Source organism: Oceanospirillum maris DSM 6286 (assembly GCF_000422865.1).
GTDB lineage: Bacteria > Pseudomonadota > Gammaproteobacteria > Pseudomonadales > Halomonadaceae > Oceanospirillum > Oceanospirillum maris.
The window spans coordinates 42,547-59,657 of record NZ_KE383937.1 but is presented as its reverse complement, the minus strand read 5'-3'; the positions used below and the strand labels follow the sequence as shown (position 1 = coordinate 59,657).

Sequence of the window (17,111 nt, the reverse complement as noted above, 5' to 3'; positions counted from 1 at the left end):
GGCGGATTATTATGAGCTTATCCTGTTACCACTGCGGAGAGCCGGTTCCTGCCGGCTCCAACTTTTCTGTTGTCATCGAAAATGAAAAGCAGCCTATGTGCTGCTTGGGCTGTGAAGCTGTGGCTCATGCCATTGTTAATGGTGGCCTTGAAGACTACTATCGTTTTCGTGACAGCCCCGCAACACGCGCCGATGATCTAACCGATGAGCAACAAGCCGCTTTTGCACTCTATGATAGAGAGGATGTGCAAGAGAGCTTTGTGCGAGATACCGACGGCGATATAAAAGAAGCCTCCCTTGCCATTGATGGTATTACCTGTGCAGCCTGCGTTTGGTTGATTGAGCATCAAGTTAATCAAAGCAGTGGGGTTGAGTTAATTCGCGTTAATCTTAGCAATCACAGGGCTACACTTCGCTGGCATTCTGATCAGATCAAACTAAGTCAGTTGATGGCGATGTTTGCAGCCATTGGTTTTCAAGCTTATCCCTACCAAGCAGATAAGCAACAAGAGCGCCTTGTTAAGCAAGAAAAGAAAACCATTCGACGCTTAATTATTGCCGGACTTGGTATGATGCAAGCTATGATGTTTGCCGTCATGCTGTATGCGGGTGCCTTTGAAGAGATGGAAGAGCAATACGTTATGCTTTTCCGCTGGCTCTCTTTACTTGTTTCAACTCCGGTTATTCTCTATTCGGCGCAACCTTTCTTTAAAGCGGCATTCCGAGATATACGCGCCCGTCATTTTACAATGGATGTCCCGGTCTCTTTAGCAATTGGCGTGGCATTTGCCGCCAGTGCTTGGGCAACGATCACCAACAGTGGCGATGTCTATTTTGATTCCGTTAGCATGTTTACCTTTTTCCTTCTGTTTGGCCGCTACCTTGAGATGCGTGCCCGCCATAGAATAGGCCGAAGTGGCAATGCGTTAAACACCCTGATTCCCACAAGTACAACCCGTATTAACGGCAATCATGAAGAGGTTGTATTAACCCGTGAGCTGCAGGAGGGTGATACGCTTCTTATTAAACCCGGCCATACACTTCCTGCAGATGGTGTGATTCTTGAGGGTCAAAGCAGTCTTAATGAATCAGCTTTAACCGGCGAGTACATGCCCGTATCAAAAACAATCGGCGACAACGTACTCGCAGGTACCATGAATGTTGAAAGCCCATTAAAAATTCGTGTCGAAAAAACGGGGCAAAACGCTCGCGTTGCCAATATTGTCCACCTGCTTGATCGTGCCTTTTCTGAGCGGCCCAAAACGGCCGAAATCACGAATCAAGTGGCACACTGGTTTGTCTTAGCGGTTCTAATATCAACCTGTGGTGTTGGTTTTTTCTGGTGGCAACAAAGTCCAGCAGACGCCTTTTGGGTCGTGCTATCGGTACTGGTTGTTACCTGTCCCTGTGCATTATCGCTGGCAACACCAACAGCCCTAACCACCTCGACCAATGCCCTAAGAGAACAAGGCTTGTTGGTCACCCGAGGGCACGTAATAGAAACACTTGCCCAAGCCACTAGGATTGTTTTCGATAAGACAGGTACGTTAACGGAAGGCCGGTTAATTCTGACCGAGACACGATTAGTCTCAAACGATGACTCAGAGGAGGATGCCCTTAAACTGGCGGCCGCTCTTGAGCGTACCTCTGAGCACCCTATCGCCAGAGCTTTTGATGACTATCGAGGTTTCTATTTAGCAGAAGATGTCATATCGACCCCTGGGCAGGGCCTCCTAGGAATAATTCTTGGGGATGAGTACCGTATTGGTACGCCATCTTTTGCTGTAGACAGTGACCATAAACCTGAGCTACCCGACAACCAAGGACAATGGCTGCTATTAAGCAAAAACAAACAACCTTTAGCATGGTTTTCCATTGGAGATCGCATCAGAAGTGGTGCTCAACATGCTATTTTTGCATTACAAAACCTAGGCTTAGAAGTCGATCTTTTATCTGGGGATCAATCTGGAGCCGTTCACGCAGTAGCTCAAACCACTGGCATTCGTAATATTCGCTCCGGTGCTTCTCCAGAAGATAAACTGAGTTATATTCGTCAGTTACAAAGCCAAGGTGAACGTATCATTATGGTGGGTGATGGTGTTAATGATATCCCCGTGCTTGCAGGGGCTGATATCTCTATTGCCATGGGTAACGCAACCGATTTAGCCAAAACCAGTGCAGATGCTATTCTGATGTCAGGGCAGCTAGAACGTATTGCTGATGGCATATCTTTGACGCGAAAAACCCGACAGATTATTCGTCAAAACCTAGCATGGGCATTAGCTTACAATTTAACAGCTCTTCCTCTTGCGGCTGCAGGTTTAATTCCTCCCTATTTAGCCGCAATAGGAATGTCCACAAGCTCTCTCATTGTGGTACTTAATGCCCTGCGATTAAATACAAAATTGCCGTCGCTAAAATCCAATGAGAACCCTGAGGAAACTCACGTATGAGTATTTTATTTTTACTAATCCCTCTATCGCTCATCTTATTAGGCATTGCGATTTGGGCGTTCTTTTGGGCAGTAGATAGCGATCAATTTGATGATTTAAGCGGCCCAGCCTACAGTATTCTTTATGATGATGACGTTAAGCCTCATAATAACACTGCGTCTAAATCCGATATTAAATCCGATCAGACAACGGCCTTAGACTCTTCGCCTATACCCAGTGCTTCACCTTCAGCTACTCAGTCAGACGCTTTAGAATCCAGCGAATCACAGGAAACAAAAAACGTCTAATGGAGCACAATATATTATTCAACCTAATGGGGGCTGATTTCAGCCCTGCTACACTACTGGCCGCTTTTGTCTTTGGTTTAATGGGTAGCGCCCATTGCTTAGGTATGTGCGGTGGAATAATGAGCACGTTATCTTTAGCGGGGCATGGTAATCACTCGAATATAGGTCCTTTACTGTCCTATAACACAGGCCGTATCTTTAGCTATACCGTGGCAGGGTTAATCGTCGCATCAGTAGGCTCATTACTGAGCGATAAATTGCTCGTCATTGCCGATATTATGCGGGTTGTCGCCAGCTTTATTCTAATATTAATGGCGTTTTATATCGCAAACTGGTGGAAAGGTTTGGTCTATATCGAAAACGCAGGTCGTTATCTATGGCGCTACTTGCAACCCTTTGCCTCTCGCTTAATGCCTGTTCGAAATAGCTCTCAAGCACTAATGCTGGGGATTATCTGGGGATGGCTACCCTGTGGACTGGTCTATAGCGTGCTGATTTGGGCTTTGTCGGTCGCCCATCCTTTACAAGGCGCAGCCATTATGCTCTTTTTTGGCTTAGGAACATTGCCTGCTATGCTACTGACTGGTGTTTTAGCGAGCCAAGTCAAAGCATTAAGCCAGTCTTCTAGTGTACGCTCCGTCGCCGCTATAACGATCATTGCTTTTGCTCTTTGGCAGCTTGTCCCGCTTTTTGGTTCTAGCATGAGCGTAGAATAATCACGGATTAATTTTTATACACTGCAAACTGGCATCGCCGAAAAGGTTTTATCATGAGTACACAGACAAAAATCGAGTGGGACCACGACCTAATCCAGCGCTACAATATCTCCGGCCCTCGCTACACCTCATACCCTACAGCGGTTCAGTTTACGGATCAGTTTGGTGAAAATGAGTATCGTGCCGCTGCTCAGCGAAGTGTTGAGACCGATGGCCCTTTGTCTCTGTATTTTCATATTCCGTTTTGCGACACCATCTGCTTTTACTGCGGTTGTAATAAAATAGCGACAAAAGATACGGCTAAAGCACAACCTTATCTTGAGCGTGTTTATAAAGAAATTGAAATGCAGGCAGCCCTGAGCAATGCCGAACACCGCCAAGTAAAACAACTGCATTGGGGTGGCGGCACACCGACATTTTTAAGCCATGATCAAATGCGTGAACTCATGGCAAAAACACGCGAAGCCTTTAAGCTACAAGGTGATGACGAGGGTGATTTCTCCATTGAAATTGATCCACGAGAAGCAACCGTTGAAACCATGGCGCTACTGCGCGAGCTAGGCTTTAACCGTGTCAGCCTTGGAGTACAAGATTTTAACCCTGCCGTGCAAAAAGCAGTGAACCGTATCCAGTCAGAAGAGTTGACCCAGGAAATTCTCGATCATTCCCGGCATCTTGGTTTTCGCTCCTTAAATATCGACCTTATTTACGGCCTGCCACTGCAAACCGTTGCAACCTTTAGTGAAACTTTAGAAACCATTATTACGATGAGTCCAGACCGAATTTCGGTTTTCAACTATGCCCATCTACCCGAACGCTTCAAACCCCAGCGCCGCATTAATACCGATGAAATACCAACGCCTGAGGTTAAGCTTGAGATTCTTGAACACACAATCAATCGCTTAGTTAAGGCAGGCTATGTTTATATTGGCATGGACCACTTTGCCAAGCCTGACGATACATTGTCCATCGCTCAAACCGAAGGCAAGCTACACCGTAACTTTCAAGGCTACACCACGCATTCTGATTGCGATCTTATCGCAATGGGCGTTTCTTCTATCAGTCAGCTTGCAAATACTTACAGCCAAAATGCCTATACGATTGAGGCTTATGAGCAGTCGATAGATCAAGGTCAATTATCCGTCATTAAGGGCTTAGAACTCAGTGACGACGACCTTCTGCGTCGCAGTGTTATCAATCAAATTATCTGCCATTTTGAGCTAAACGGTGATGACTTTAGTCGCAACTTTAATATTGATTTCGACACCTATTTTAAAGATGAGCTAGCGTTTCTCCAGCAACATCATCGTGACGGACTTATCGAGTTAACCGGTAACAAACTAAAAGTAACCCCTGCTGGCCGTCTTTTAGTACGTGCGGTATGTATGGCTTTTGACAAATATCTTGATAAGAAAGCACTAACACAATCCTATTCTCGTATTATCTAATCAGGCTGACCTAGGGCAGGAATATAAAAACATCCTGCCTTTTTTATTGTCGACCTTTTCGTTAAACCTGATTTGCATCAAAAAAACTTTGCGTCATTGAGCAAAATGTTCATAATGAACCAACGCCTAGTTAAAGGCTTTCGTGACTCATACTGTCATCACCAGCCCGGAGTTCAGACATGCCAAAAGGGCAACTTAAGGGAATTTGTTTTCACCCTAGCAAGGAAACTAAATGTGTAACCTGCAGCTTGAGTTCTCTCTGCCTGCCAATATCACTTAACTTTGAAGACATTGACCAGCTGGATAAAATAATTAAACGTCGCCAACCTTTGAAAAAAGGTGAACACCTTTTCCATCAAGGTGATCGTTTTGACTGTGTGTACGCTGTCCGCTCGGGCAGTATCAAAAACTATGCCATAACCAACGATGGTGAGGAGCAGATTACCAACTTTCATCTGCCAAGTGAGTTAGTAGGCCTAGATGGCATCGACTGCGAAACATATCCTGTTTCCGCAAAAGCGCTAGAAACCACAACTGTATGTGAAATTCCTTTTGCTCGCCTAGAAGAGTTGGCAAAAGAGTTGCCTGAATTACGCTCACAAGTGCTACGCATCATGAGTCGAGAGCTTCGTGATGATAAACAAATGATGATGCTACTGAGTAAAAAGAATGCTGAGCAGCGGGTTGCTACCTTCTTGACCAACCTATCAACACGCTTTAAACGTCGTGGCTACTCGCCGTTTACATTCCGACTACCTATGTCACGTAATGAGATTGGCAACTACCTTGGCTTAGCTGTAGAAACCGTTAGTCGTGTTTTTACTCGCTTTCAAAACAGCAATTTAATTGCCGTTAACGGCAAGGAAGTTCACATACTAAATATGGAAGGTTTAAGTATTCTTGCAGGCCTACCTGATCAAGAATCTAAAATAATTCAAGAACCTAAAATAGCAAACGAAGGCTAACAGGAAAGAGCCGTACAGCGTACATAATGGAATAAAGCGATCAGATAAAACAGCCAAATAAAAAAGAGAGCCTAGGCTCTCTTTTTTATTTTTGGCTACCCTGCATCAACAATATCAATACGCTGAGCAAGCATTTTCAACTGTTTTTGCTCTAGGTTTTTGAAATCAAACAGCTCAGTATCCCCCAGCTGGGAAGGCGCTATATGCTGCATCGCACGGAACATATTATCTAAGCGACCAGGGTACTGTGCTTCCCATGACTGTAACATCTCCTTGATAACCTGACGCTGTAGTCCATCTTGAGACCCACATAAATTACACGGAATAATTGGAAACTTCCTTAGAGCAGAAAAAGCTTCAATTTCCTCTTCAACGCAATATGCCAACGGACGAATAACAATATTTTTGCCATCATCGCTGAGCAACTTCGGTGGCATAGATTTTAACGTGCCGCCATAGAACATATTTAAAAATAGTGTTTCTAACATGTCATCTCGATGATGGCCAAGGGCGATTTTAGTGGCACCAATCTCTTCAGCAAAACCATAAAGCGATCCACGACGAAGGCGAGAACAAAGCGCACACGTTGTTTTCCCTTCCGGTACTTTTTCTTGCACGATACTATAGGTATCTCGCTCTAGGATATGGTAATCAACACCAATTGAAACAAGGTACTCCGGTAAAATATGCTCAGGGAAGCCAGGTTGTTTTTGATCAAGGTTAACGGCCACTAGATCAAATTTTATCGGTGCGCTTTTCTGTAAGCTCATCAAGATGTCTAACATTGTGTAGGAATCTTTACCACCCGATAAGCAAACCATCACCTTATCGCCTTCTTGAATCATATTGTAGTCGGCAATCGCCTGCCCAACGTGACGGCGTAAACGCTTTTGAAGTTTATTGAGTTCGCGTTTATCTTTCGGTAATAGTTCCTGCATGGACACTCCTAAGCATGGGTAAAACGGTGAGGGTCTTTTACCCAAACTCAGCAGTATTGTAAACTCAAGATCACGATAAAAAAGCACAAAAAATGACAACACTTTGATGTTTAAAGCGTTTATGATGATATCTGATTTTATATCGCTTGATTTTAGTCCATCATGGGACGATAGGATGATAGGTTAGGATAATGGGCATAGGCGTTAAATGAATACTCTACAGCGATCACGCCTACTTGATACGATTCAGCTCGTTCTTGAGGCGCACCCCGAAGGGCTTAATGAGCACGCTTTAATCAAAGCACTGGGCGAAACAGGCGTTATAGAAGTGACTCCAGCAACCTTCTCGGACACCATGACTCTATTCCGTACGCACTTCCTTGTTTATAACGCCCTGTATGAACTTAAAGACCAATTAATCAAGAAAGCACACTGGATTCTTGACATATCGGCCGTGAATATCCAGCTGCACCCCTATGAGTTTGGTCACGATCTACTCGAAGAAAAAGATACTATGCGTGACTATTATCTCGATTTGACGGTGCTACAGGAAACCACGGAGGAAGAGCTGGACGATATGTTGCGCAACTTCTGGAAAAAGGTTGATGTTGATATTGAAGAAGACAAACACCTCACTCGAGGGCTCAGCCAGCGTGCACTTCAATGCTTAGAACTTTGCGAACCTATTACTTTTGCAGAAATCAAAAAGCGTTACCGTAAATTAGCAATGCAGCACCACCCTGACCGGGGCGGTGACCCCTCAAAGATTCAAGAAATTAACGAAGCTATGGCAATTTTAAAGGCAGCGTTTCAATGACCCAATATAAAAATTATCTTTTCGCTCTTATGGCCTGCGTACTCATCAGCTCCAGCCATTCTGTACTCGCCGCCCGTCATGCGGTCGTTGTACAATACCAGCATATTAGTGAACGGACTCCTCCTAGTAAAAGTGCTTCCGAAGCAGCGTTTATCAAACATCTTGATTACTTGAAAGCTAATGGCTTTACCGTTTGGCCATTAGAGAAAATCGTCAGTCGTGTCCAACGTAAGCAGGCTTTACCTGATAAAACGATCGCGATCACCTTTGATCACGCCTATATCAGCGTTTACCAAAATGCGCTAAAACACCTATCAGCTCGTAAGTTACCTTTTACCGTTTTTGTTGCCGCCGAACCCATTATAAAAGAACATCCACTGTATATGAACTGGCAACAACTTCGCGAAGTACAGAAAGCAGGCGGTACGATTGGCTCTATGGGAATCACAGGTAGCAATTTTGCTAAATCACAGCCCAATGAGCTTCCTAAACAGCGCCAAGCCCGTTTAGAAAAAGAGATCGACCTTAACCAAACCGCATTGCGTAAATATCTTGCCGTAACACCAACACTGCTAGCTTATCCTGATGGAGAAGCCGATGAGGTTGCGAGAAAAGTCGTTAAATCTAAAGGCCTCATTGGTTTTGGCTTACATCAAGGCCCAGTAAGTCGCTATACCTCGCTCACTTACCTACCTAGATTTACGGCCACCGATATGGCAAGTAATATCACCAATCTATCAGTTAAGCTATCCAGCCTACCTCTGCCTGTTCGGCGCATCAAGGCCCAGCCTAGTATATTGGCAGCAGACAACCGTCGCCCTCAAGCAGAAGTAGAGCTACTTTCAGGCAGCTATCAACTGAGTGGTTTACGCTGTAACGATTCTAAAGGTCTGCCTGTTGATACTTATATTTCAGAAGGTGGAAGTCGTCCTAAGTTTGTTATGAAAAGCGAAGTCGATGAAGATATAGGCCCTATCGAATATACCTGCTCGGCCCCCCACGACAAATCATCACGCTTCTACTGGTTCTCTCATACTTGGATTCTGCCAAATCAAAAAGGCACTTGGTAATAAAAATAAGTAAAAAAAAGCCTGCAATAAATTGCAGGCTAAACTTACAGAGTAGCATTCTTAAAAATGCAGGTTTACTCGTTAAAAACGTTGAAAAGGTTTACTCATTAAGGTTAAAAAGTTACTAGCTCGTTGGTATAGGGCCTTTCAATAGGCGTACATACATTAAAGCTGTTGTAATCGCATCACCTAAGGCGCTGTGCCTTTGCCCAACCATAGGCACACCTAGCTTTTCTGCAATTTTCTCAAAATGAAGATCCGGCTGTAACTCAGGATTCGCACGCTTTACTTTATTTAAGTAGCTGTGTGATAGCTCAATTGTTTTATTTGGCAGACTAAAACCAAAGCGCGGACGAATAAAGCGGTTTAATACCGTAATATCATAGTCAATGTAATAGCCCATAATAGGACGATTACCAATAAAGTCGATCAATTGCCCAAGCGCATCAGGAAGTACTTCACCGCCACGAAGATCAACACCGCGAATACGATGAATTTTAATTGAATCCCCTGTCAGGCTTTCTGGTTTCTGTAACTTTATATCCAGCTTTTCACTGGTCAGTACTTGTGTACCTTTAATCTTAACCGCAGCAATAGAGACCAGCTCTGCTTTTTGTGGATCAAGATCCGTCATTTCGCAATCAAGCGCTATAACTTCATCCCCATCATAAGGTTCAAACATAAAAGCATAGTCGCCATCCTTATGCGCCCATTTATCGGTAGCACTTCTTATTGTTTTTAGTACCATGTTCCTTTCCTCACTGTTTACCTAAATAGTCCATTATTGTTATCTTTCAAGATGGTAACGGTGCGTCATTCGAGACTTAAACTCTTTAACCAGATGTAACGCTTCCCTTAGAAGATCTCGATCAAGCTTATTAAGCTCAACAGCGCACACCAAATTATCCTCACCTAAAGCCGCCTGCCCAGTTTCTACTTTTAACTGTTGTTGCAATCTTAGGGTACTCATTACAGCCAGTGCTTCTGCTAAATCGTCAGCAAACTTCTTCTTCATTAAGCCTTTTTCAACTAAGGCTTCAAGTCGCAGAAAAGTATTCGTTTCTTTTATTTTAAACTGCAGTGTCATCGTGCGAATACCATGGACAATAGGGAAAATTCCACCTTTTTTAATATCCATACCATCAGAGTTTTTCAAGCCACCAAAGAAAGTCAGCGGGGTACTAAAGCGCCTAAGTGGCATTGCAAAGTAGGAATAAAAGACTTCATTACCCTCTAAGCTGTTGAAGAGATGACTTTGTAAGCGTTTAAATAAACGGCTATTACCAGCAACAGCATGGGCATCAACAAAAATAGCCAGATTCATCAACCCTGTGCCTTCAACAGAAGCTGACCAATGGTTGAGTGTTTTTTTCCATTCGGATTCACGCATGACCCACTCAGGGTTTGAAACCATAATATTACCGGGACATAGCGGATAGCCAAAATCGAGTAGCGTATTGGTAAACTTCTCCATCACTTGAGCACATTCTGGCCAATCAAGATCATCGGCGATAATAAGTGCGTTATCTTGATCCGTTTTTAGAACTTGCTCACCACGCCCTTCACTCCCCATAACCAGCAAGCAGGTTTTTTTGCGAATCTCTTCTGGTACCAACTGCTCATAGGCTTTTGCAATAATACGCCCGTTTAAAGCAGCTAACAGGTCCATTGCAAAACGAATTTTCACACCTTGAGAGACCAGTCCGTTAATTAATTCCGTCGTACCTTGCGCTGCTCGTGCCAACTCTTCTAAGTTATTCGCACGCTCAATTTGCAAACCGATGACATGAGATTGACTGGAGAAAAAACTAAGCACGTCGGTTAATTCAACCAAACCCGCTAATGTGTCATGATCAAAAACAACAACCCTCTGGATTTTATGCCGAGTCATTAAGACCAATGCATTAAAGAGGAAGTCCTCTGACTGAACCGTTAATAGGTTATAGCTCGCCAAGTCGCAGATATCAGAATCTAAGCTCATATTGTTCAGCACAACACCTTCTAAAAGGTCTGTGCGAGTCACCATGCCATAATTGTCCTTGCTCTTAACCAACAAGCAATCCGACTGCTGCTCGCGCATAGTCCGAGTTGCATCAAGGATAGAGGTGCCTGACTCAAGAATAACCGCTTCACGCAGAACCGATGATCCAACCTTAGCCAACATGAAAGACGACATATCGCCTCCACCCTGCTTCTCGCTACGGCGTACTTCTAATAGCCTGGCCTTTTCGGCTAAGGTGTTTTGAAAATAAGTGGCGAAAGCCTCATTGGCTTCTAGCAAGGTGAGAAAAACAGTTTTTGGTAGCAGCCATGCAATAGTTTCTTCGATGGCTCTGAACATATAGCGACTAGTGCCGTTAATAATGCTGATAGCACCAAACAGATCTTCCTGGGCATACTCACGGATAGCACCCGACTCTGGGTTTTTATCGAAAACATCTGGATCAATTTCAACAACAGCACCCTTCAGAACAATATAAACAGCCTGTCCCTCTTGCCCAGCATCAATAATGGTTTCATCTTTACCGAAATAACCAATATTAAGACTCGACACTAATTGCTGTTGCTCCCTCGAATTGAGCAGATCAAATGGCGGATGGGATAGATCAAACTCATTGCTCATAGATTTTATCCTTATTATGCGAGCTAGAGATATGCGTCAGTTACGGTGCTTAACTGAACCTGTTGATCATATTACCGAAAGTAAAACCTTTATCATAAAAAAACATTTGGCGTAAAAATGTAGTATTCGGTAAGTCAGAGACACCGTTCAGATGCACACCGTTAAAAATTGTTATGCCATCAATTTAGCAAACCTCTGGGTAAGCTTTAAGCCGTACTTTAGTCTCAACCTCTGCCTTTAAATAACCACATCAAAGAACAGGAAAAAAATAGAGTGATTAAGTCGCTATAATTTATCGACAAATAACTTGATACAAAGGATCTTCTTCACCAAGAACCCGCCCTTCAGCAATATCCAGCTCTCGTTTTAGATTCATTGGAAGCAACTCTCGACGGTCACAGTTTATGACGAAAGCTTGGTTTTTAACGCGATCAACATGTTGTTTTTCAAAGCGATACAACATGAATTCAATTACTTTCTGATTACTTACCATACGACTATTAATGCTAGCCTCATCCAAAACCGTAAAGGCCGTTGTCATCGGTATCGCAAATGTCCAAGGACGCCAAGGACTACCAGGCTCTTCAGTAGAAACAACAACGGAACCTTCAGGAAGGCTCATTTTTTTATGATCAAACCAGTCATATTCAGTATGTACTTGATATGCCAGCATCCCCACGCCAGCAAAAACAGGAATAATCCACTTTGGTAGGCGCTTGCCACTTATTTTTCTTAGAAATAATGCAACACCTGCAGCGGCGACACCAACCACTATTGCAGCAACTAAATGCCAAATCATGCGTATTCATCCTCAAAATAAATCGGGCCTCCTGAATAAGGAAGCCCGGTTTTTGGTTTTACCCTAAGCAGCGATTATACGTCTGCTTTTACTGAGGCACTATTTTCAATCATCTATTTTTAGTGATCAATAGCAGTTCCTGCACCTTTAGGGAAACGTACGCTTTCTACCATTTCACGAATTTCTGCAGGTGGCTTCTCTGTAACACCGGATACTGCAAATGCAACCGCAAAGTTAATCACCGCACCAACTGCACCGAAAGATAGTGGAGAGATACCTAGAATCCAGAATTCAGCAGTATCAGGCAGCGTGTTAGTGCCAGGAATGAACAGCCATCCTTTGTAGGTAAAGATATAAACAATCGTCGTTACCAGGCCTGTTACCATACCGGCGATCGCACCTTTGCTATTCATGGTTAGCGAGAAGATACCCATCATAAGAACAGGGAAGATAGAAGCTGCCGCAATACCAAATGCCAGTGCCACTGTCTGAGCTGCAAAACCTGGAGGGTTTAAGCCCAACCAAGTCGCCAGCAGAATAGCTGCCGCCATTGAAATACGCGCCGCTAACATCTCACCTTTTTCCGTGATGTTAGGATTAATCGTTTTCTTGATCAAGTCATGACTGATAGCCGCAGAAATCGCCAGAAGCAGACCCGCAGCAGTAGACAGTGCCGCAGCAATACCACCGGCAGCAATCAAACCAATAACCCAACCTGGAAGACGTGCAATCTCAGGGTTAGCCAGTACAAGAATATCGTTATTTACATACAGCTCACTACCTTTCCAGCCACGCGCTTCAGCAGTCGGTGCGAAGTCAGCGTTTTTATCGTTGTAGAACTGTATACGACCATCGTTGTTTTTATCTTCATACTTGATCAAGCCCGTTTCTTCCCATGTTTTCATCCATTCTGGACGATCATTGAAAGCAATCGGATTGTTCATTGCTGCTTCGTAGTTCTGTTCTTTACCTGCTGCATCTGGATAAACAGTTGTAATCAGGTTCAGACGAGCCATAGATGCTACAGCAGGAGCTGTTAGATATAGCAGCGCAATGAAAATTAATGCCCAACCAGCAGACCAGCGAGCATCAGCAACCTTAGGTACTGTGAAGAAGCGAATAATAACGTGAGGCAGACCTGCAGTACCAAACATCAGAGACAGAGTAAACAGAACCATGTTCAGTTTATTGTCTACATCAGCGGTGTACTCTTTAAAACCAAGCTCGGTTACAACCAAGTTCAGTTTTTGCAGCAGAGGCACACCAGAATCAATGTGAGTACCGAACATACCAAACATTGGAATCGGGTTACCGGTCAGCTGCATCGCAATGAATACAGCCGGAATAGTATAAGCAATGATCAGTACAACGTACTGAGCTACCTGAGTATAGGTAATGCCTTTCATGCCACCGAATACGGCGTATAGGAATACGATCAGAGCCGCAATCCAGATACCTGCATCGTTAGATACTTCTAAGAAACGAGAGAAAGCAACGCCTGCACCACTCATTTGACCAATAACATAAGTTACTGATGCGATAATCAAACAGACAACCGCTAGAGTACGTGCAGTACTGCTGTAGAAGCGATCACCGATAAAATCAGGAACGGTGAACTTACCAAACTTACGTAAGTAAGGTGCAAGAAGCATCGCTAGAAGTACATAGCCACCAGTCCAGCCCATCAGGAATGAAGAGCTAAAGTAACCGCCAGAAGCCAGTAGACCAGCCATAGAAATAAAGGAAGCTGCAGACATCCAGTCAGCCGCTGTCGCCATACCATTAGCAACAGGGTGTACACCACCGCCTGCTACATAAAATTCTTTCGTTGAACCAGCACGCGCCCAAATAGCGATACCGATGTAGAGTACAAAAGATGCCCCTACAAACATAATGTTGATTGCAAATTGACTCATACTTCCTTACTCCTCAAGGCCATATTTTTCATCAAGCTTGTTCATTTTCCATGCGTAATGAAAAATGATACCGATGAAGCTCAAAATTGAGCCCTGTTGTGCAAACCAGAAACCTAAATCAGTACCACCAACAGGAATACCTGCCAGTAGCGGACGTAAGAGAATTGCAAAACCGTAAGACACCAGTGCCCATACGATCAAACTTCCAAAGATCAAGCGAAGATTCGCCGACCAGTATTCAGCAGCATTAGCATTGCTTTTATTATCATCTGCCATTTCGATGCTCTCCGTTTATTGTTATTAAGAGTTCCAACATAAAGCCTGAGTCGTTGTGAGTTACAACCAAAAGCTTAGAAATTCTCAAGTAGCTATATCATCGTTTAATAAGGCTGATATATCCGTTGAGAACACCAACTGACGTACAGGTTTAACTCTCAATTTATTGTTATTAAAAACCTCTACACTTCAGGCCTGATTGATTTTCAAAAATATCCAAGATAATGTAATCCCCGACATTAGTAGTAGAGTAAATTGATTTTTTTATAAAAGATTAAAAAAACGATATAAAACAACAAGTTGACAAACCATATAGCATTTAGTTAAGAAGTGATTTTTATGCATTTGGTATAAAGGTCTAATACTGAATCCTAGAAAAAAAGCCTTTTAGAACTCATGAGTCACTCCGCAGCACCTAACACAACAAAACCGAGAAGCAAGCAGATGTAGAATCTCGTTAAAATTGCTGCATTGCATATATAAAAAGTGATAAAGACTAAGCATCGATTCATCACTTTTTATACCCACGGCTAAAGTTTATACTCATTACCGCTAAAACATATCTCTCTTCTGAGTGAAGAGATAACCTAGCAAAGCTTAATTAATGAGACTGAGCCTTATTGGCCTCCCGTGGAATACGGATATTTTTGATCATTGCCTGCACATGCTCAGGCGGTGCCTTTGTTAAGCTAGAAACTGTGAAGGCTGCCACAAAATTTAATAGCATACCTACGCCACCAAAGCCCTCTGGAGAGATACCTAAAAATAAGTCCTCTGGTGCCCCATCCATAAACTTGAAGTAAACGATATAAGCCATCGTTGATAGCAATCCCACCATCATTCCAGCAATAGCGCCTTCCTTATTCATGCGTGTTGAAAAAATCCCCATGACAATGACAGGGAAAAATGAAGCGGCGGCTAAACCAAAGGCTAAGGCAACCGTTGCAGCCACATAACCGGGTGGATTAAGACCAAAGTAGCCTGCAATACAAATGGCGGCAACAGAAGCCATCCTCGCGGCGAGCAGCTCTTGCTTCTCATTAATCTCTGGTAGCAGAGTCTTTTTCAACAAATCATGTGAGATCGCTGTTGAAATCACCAACAACAATCCTGAAGCCGTTGACAGAGCAGCCGCAACAGCACCAGCAGCTACTAAGGCAATAACCCAATCAGGAAGCTGAGCTATTTCAGGATTTGCCAGTACCATAATATCGCGATCAACAAAAACTTCATTTGCGTAAGGCTGACGGTTTAGATCAAAACCTAGACTGGATTCTGTATCAATAACAGGGTTCGAGGTTAGTCGCTGCCCCAGATCTCCAAGATGATCCGTCAGGATTGGCTTGCCCCCTACGAAGGCATCACCTGCAGCATACTGGACAAGGCCGTCACCGTTGCGATCATTCCAAGCAATAAGCCCTGATTGCTCCCAATTTTTAAACCACAAAGGCATATGCTGGTAATCGGTTCCCTGTCCTTCTTCGCCATTGATCGTATTAATTAAATTTAATCGCCCAACAGCACCCACCGCTGGCACAGTGAGATAAAGAATAGCAATAAACATTAGCGCCCAGCCTGCGGATGAACGCGCATCTTTTACCTTAGGTACAGTAAAGAAACGAACAATTACATGGGGTAAACCTGCTGTACCCGCCATTAAAGCTACGGTTATAAAGAACATATCAATTGTAGTCTTTGAACCTGAGGTGTATTCATGAAAACCTAAATCTCGAATCACCTCATCCAATACAAACAGCACAGGTCTACCCTCCCAAATAGGATTAACCGACGACTGCACCGTTGCCCCAAGCCCTGTTTGAGGCAAGATATGTCCTGTTACCTGCATAATAAGAAAAACCGCTGGAACCGTATAAGCAAAGATAAGAATGCAGTACTGCGCCACTTGAGTATAAGTAATGCCTTTCATTCCACCCATAACAGCATAGAAAAAAACAATCACCATGCCGATCAGGATACCGCTTTCAATATCGACATGTAGAAATCGAGAGAAAACAATCCCTGTGCCTCTCATTTGACCGGCAATATAAGTAAACGAGATGAAAATAACGCAGATAACCGCAAGTGTTCGTGCCGTACTGGAGTAATAGCGATCACCAATAAAATCAGGCACCGTAAACTTGCCAAATTTTCTCAAATAAGGGGCTAATAACATCGCCAGCATCACATAACCACCAGTCCAGCCCATTAGGTATCCCGAGGCGTCGTAACCTGAGAATGAAACAATACCAGCCAGAGAGATAAACGATGCCGCAGACATCCAGTCCGCAGCCGTTGCCATACCGTTAGCAACAGGGTGCACGCCTCCACCAGCAATATAAAATTCCCGTGTTGACCCTGCTCGCGCCCAAATAGCGATACCGATATAAAGAGCAAATGACAACCCTACAAACAGGTAGGTAAGAACATCAAGGTTCATAATGTAGCGCTTCCTCTATTTTTGAATCTTATTATCGATAAAAAGCGATATCACTCATGAACATCATATTTTCGATCAAGCTTATTCATACTCCGCGCGTACATAACCAAAAGGGCTAAGAAGACGAAAATGGAACCTTGCTGAGCAAACCAAAAGCCCAACTTAAAACCAAAGAAATGTATATTATTAAGCGTCTCCACAAAAAGAATGCCGCAGCCATAAGATGCAACAAACCAGATAACCAAATACCGGATAATTAAGCTAATATTTTCACGCCAATAGGCAACCGCTTGCTCTTCTTTCATGATCTACCTTTTCTTGTTATTGGATTGACCGATAGTCAATTCAATAAATCTAACAAATCCG

Annotated in this window: 15 protein-coding genes; 7 read left to right on the top strand and 8 right to left on the bottom strand. The window is 43.5% G+C overall.

The features are described from left to right. Positions 1-11: 11 nt before the first annotated feature. The 5 genes from G517_RS19420 (at position 12) to fnr (ending at position 5,869) form a co-directional block, all read left to right on the top strand. A complete protein-coding gene (locus G517_RS19420; RefSeq protein ID WP_036591772.1) occupies positions 12-2,453 on the top strand; it encodes a heavy metal translocating P-type ATPase in 2,442 nt (813 codons plus the stop codon). Beyond that, positions 2,450-2,740, top strand: a complete 291-nt coding sequence (ccoS, locus tag G517_RS0114795) for a cbb3-type cytochrome oxidase assembly protein CcoS (RefSeq protein WP_028305054.1) — start codon at positions 2,450-2,452, stop codon at positions 2,738-2,740. The genes G517_RS19420 and ccoS overlap by 4 nt, the downstream gene beginning before the upstream one ends. Further along, the gene (locus G517_RS0114790) at positions 2,740-3,456 is read left to right on the top strand and encodes a sulfite exporter TauE/SafE family protein (protein WP_245543265.1); all 717 of its coding nucleotides are present in this window, start codon (positions 2,740-2,742) and stop codon (positions 3,454-3,456) included. The genes ccoS and G517_RS0114790 overlap by 1 nt, the downstream gene beginning before the upstream one ends. A 53-nt stretch (positions 3,457-3,509) precedes the next feature. Continuing rightward, positions 3,510-4,904 (top strand): oxygen-independent coproporphyrinogen III oxidase, encoded by a 1,395-nt coding sequence (gene hemN, locus G517_RS0114785; RefSeq protein ID WP_028305052.1) that lies wholly within the window; start codon positions 3,510-3,512, stop codon positions 4,902-4,904. A gap of 179 nt (positions 4,905-5,083) precedes the next feature. Then, complete coding sequence (fnr, locus tag G517_RS0114780; protein WP_028305051.1) at positions 5,084-5,869, top strand: fumarate/nitrate reduction transcriptional regulator Fnr; 786 nt, start codon at positions 5,084-5,086, stop codon at positions 5,867-5,869. Between the two features lie 95 nt (positions 5,870-5,964). On the opposite strand, the gene ttcA is transcribed toward fnr, so the two are convergent. Then, the gene (ttcA, locus tag G517_RS0114775) at positions 5,965-6,807 is read right to left on the bottom strand and encodes a tRNA 2-thiocytidine(32) synthetase TtcA (protein ID WP_028305050.1); all 843 of its coding nucleotides are present in this window, start codon (positions 6,805-6,807) and stop codon (positions 5,965-5,967) included. 208 nt (positions 6,808-7,015) lie between these two features. Between ttcA and G517_RS0114770 the strand changes: the two genes are divergently transcribed. Next, complete coding sequence (locus tag G517_RS0114770) at positions 7,016-7,624, top strand: DNA-J related domain-containing protein (protein WP_028305049.1); 609 nt, start codon at positions 7,016-7,018, stop codon at positions 7,622-7,624. Beyond that, positions 7,621-8,694: a polysaccharide deacetylase family protein gene (locus tag G517_RS0114765; protein ID WP_028305048.1), complete on the top strand. Its 1,074-nt coding sequence runs from the start codon at positions 7,621-7,623 to the stop codon at positions 8,692-8,694. Before G517_RS0114770 ends, G517_RS0114765 begins: the two co-directional genes overlap by 4 nt. Positions 8,695-8,818: 124 nt before the next feature. Here G517_RS0114765 and G517_RS0114760 read toward each other — a convergent pair whose 3' ends face one another. The 7 genes from G517_RS0114760 to G517_RS0114730 all read right to left on the bottom strand — a co-directional run bounded on the left by G517_RS0114760 (position 8,819) and on the right by G517_RS0114730 (position 17,050). Further along, on the bottom strand, positions 8,819-9,442 hold the full coding sequence (locus G517_RS0114760; protein ID WP_028305047.1) for a 3'-5' exonuclease: 624 nt from the start codon (positions 9,440-9,442) through the stop codon (positions 8,819-8,821). A 39-nt stretch (positions 9,443-9,481) separates the two neighbouring features. Continuing rightward, positions 9,482-11,317, bottom strand: coding sequence for a DUF294 nucleotidyltransferase-like domain-containing protein (locus G517_RS0114755; protein WP_028305046.1), 1,836 nt, complete (start codon positions 11,315-11,317; stop codon positions 9,482-9,484). Positions 11,318-11,609: 292 nt separating this feature from the next. Then, complete coding sequence (locus G517_RS0114750; RefSeq protein ID WP_028305045.1) at positions 11,610-12,116, bottom strand: hypothetical protein; 507 nt, start codon at positions 12,114-12,116, stop codon at positions 11,610-11,612. A gap of 119 nt (positions 12,117-12,235) precedes the next feature. After that, positions 12,236-14,032, bottom strand: a complete 1,797-nt coding sequence (locus tag G517_RS0114745; RefSeq protein ID WP_028305044.1) for a sodium:solute symporter family protein — start codon at positions 14,030-14,032, stop codon at positions 12,236-12,238. A 6-nt stretch (positions 14,033-14,038) separates the two neighbouring features. Further along, on the bottom strand, positions 14,039-14,308 hold the full coding sequence (locus G517_RS0114740; RefSeq protein ID WP_028305043.1) for a DUF4212 domain-containing protein: 270 nt from the start codon (positions 14,306-14,308) through the stop codon (positions 14,039-14,041). A 601-nt stretch (positions 14,309-14,909) separates the two neighbouring features. Beyond that, entirely contained in the window at positions 14,910-16,745 is a 1,836-nt protein-coding gene (locus tag G517_RS0114735; RefSeq protein ID WP_028305042.1) for a sodium:solute symporter family protein, read from the bottom strand. Positions 16,746-16,795: 50 nt separating this feature from the next. After that, complete coding sequence (locus tag G517_RS0114730; protein WP_028305041.1) at positions 16,796-17,050, bottom strand: DUF4212 domain-containing protein; 255 nt, start codon at positions 17,048-17,050, stop codon at positions 16,796-16,798. Between the last annotated feature and the right edge of the window lie 61 nt (positions 17,051-17,111).

Bases quoted from the DNA above. Each gene is read 5' to 3' on its own strand.
- G517_RS19420 (WP_036591772.1), top strand. From the start codon at position 12: ATGAGCTTATCCTGTTACCACTGCGGAGAGCCGGTTCCTGCCGGCTCC.
- ccoS (WP_028305054.1), top strand. From the start codon at position 2,450: ATGAGTATTTTATTTTTACTAATCCCTCTATCGCTCATCTTATTAGGC.
- G517_RS0114790 (WP_245543265.1), top strand. From the start codon at position 2,740: ATGGAGCACAATATATTATTCAACCTAATGGGGGCTGATTTCAGCCCT.
- hemN (WP_028305052.1), top strand. From the start codon at position 3,510: ATGAGTACACAGACAAAAATCGAGTGGGACCACGACCTAATCCAGCGC.
- fnr (WP_028305051.1), top strand. From the start codon at position 5,084: ATGCCAAAAGGGCAACTTAAGGGAATTTGTTTTCACCCTAGCAAGGAA.
- ttcA (WP_028305050.1), bottom strand. From the start codon at position 6,807: ATGCAGGAACTATTACCGAAAGATAAACGCGAACTCAATAAACTTCAA.
- G517_RS0114770 (WP_028305049.1), top strand. From the start codon at position 7,016: ATGAATACTCTACAGCGATCACGCCTACTTGATACGATTCAGCTCGTT.
- G517_RS0114765 (WP_028305048.1), top strand. From the start codon at position 7,621: ATGACCCAATATAAAAATTATCTTTTCGCTCTTATGGCCTGCGTACTC.
- G517_RS0114760 (WP_028305047.1), bottom strand. From the start codon at position 9,442: ATGGTACTAAAAACAATAAGAAGTGCTACCGATAAATGGGCGCATAAG.
- G517_RS0114755 (WP_028305046.1), bottom strand. From the start codon at position 11,317: ATGAGCAATGAGTTTGATCTATCCCATCCGCCATTTGATCTGCTCAAT.
- G517_RS0114750 (WP_028305045.1), bottom strand. From the start codon at position 12,116: ATGATTTGGCATTTAGTTGCTGCAATAGTGGTTGGTGTCGCCGCTGCA.
- G517_RS0114745 (WP_028305044.1), bottom strand. From the start codon at position 14,032: ATGAGTCAATTTGCAATCAACATTATGTTTGTAGGGGCATCTTTTGTA.
- G517_RS0114740 (WP_028305043.1), bottom strand. From the start codon at position 14,308: ATGGCAGATGATAATAAAAGCAATGCTAATGCTGCTGAATACTGGTCG.
- G517_RS0114735 (WP_028305042.1), bottom strand. From the start codon at position 16,745: ATGAACCTTGATGTTCTTACCTACCTGTTTGTAGGGTTGTCATTTGCT.
- G517_RS0114730 (WP_028305041.1), bottom strand. From the start codon at position 17,050: ATGAAAGAAGAGCAAGCGGTTGCCTATTGGCGTGAAAATATTAGCTTA.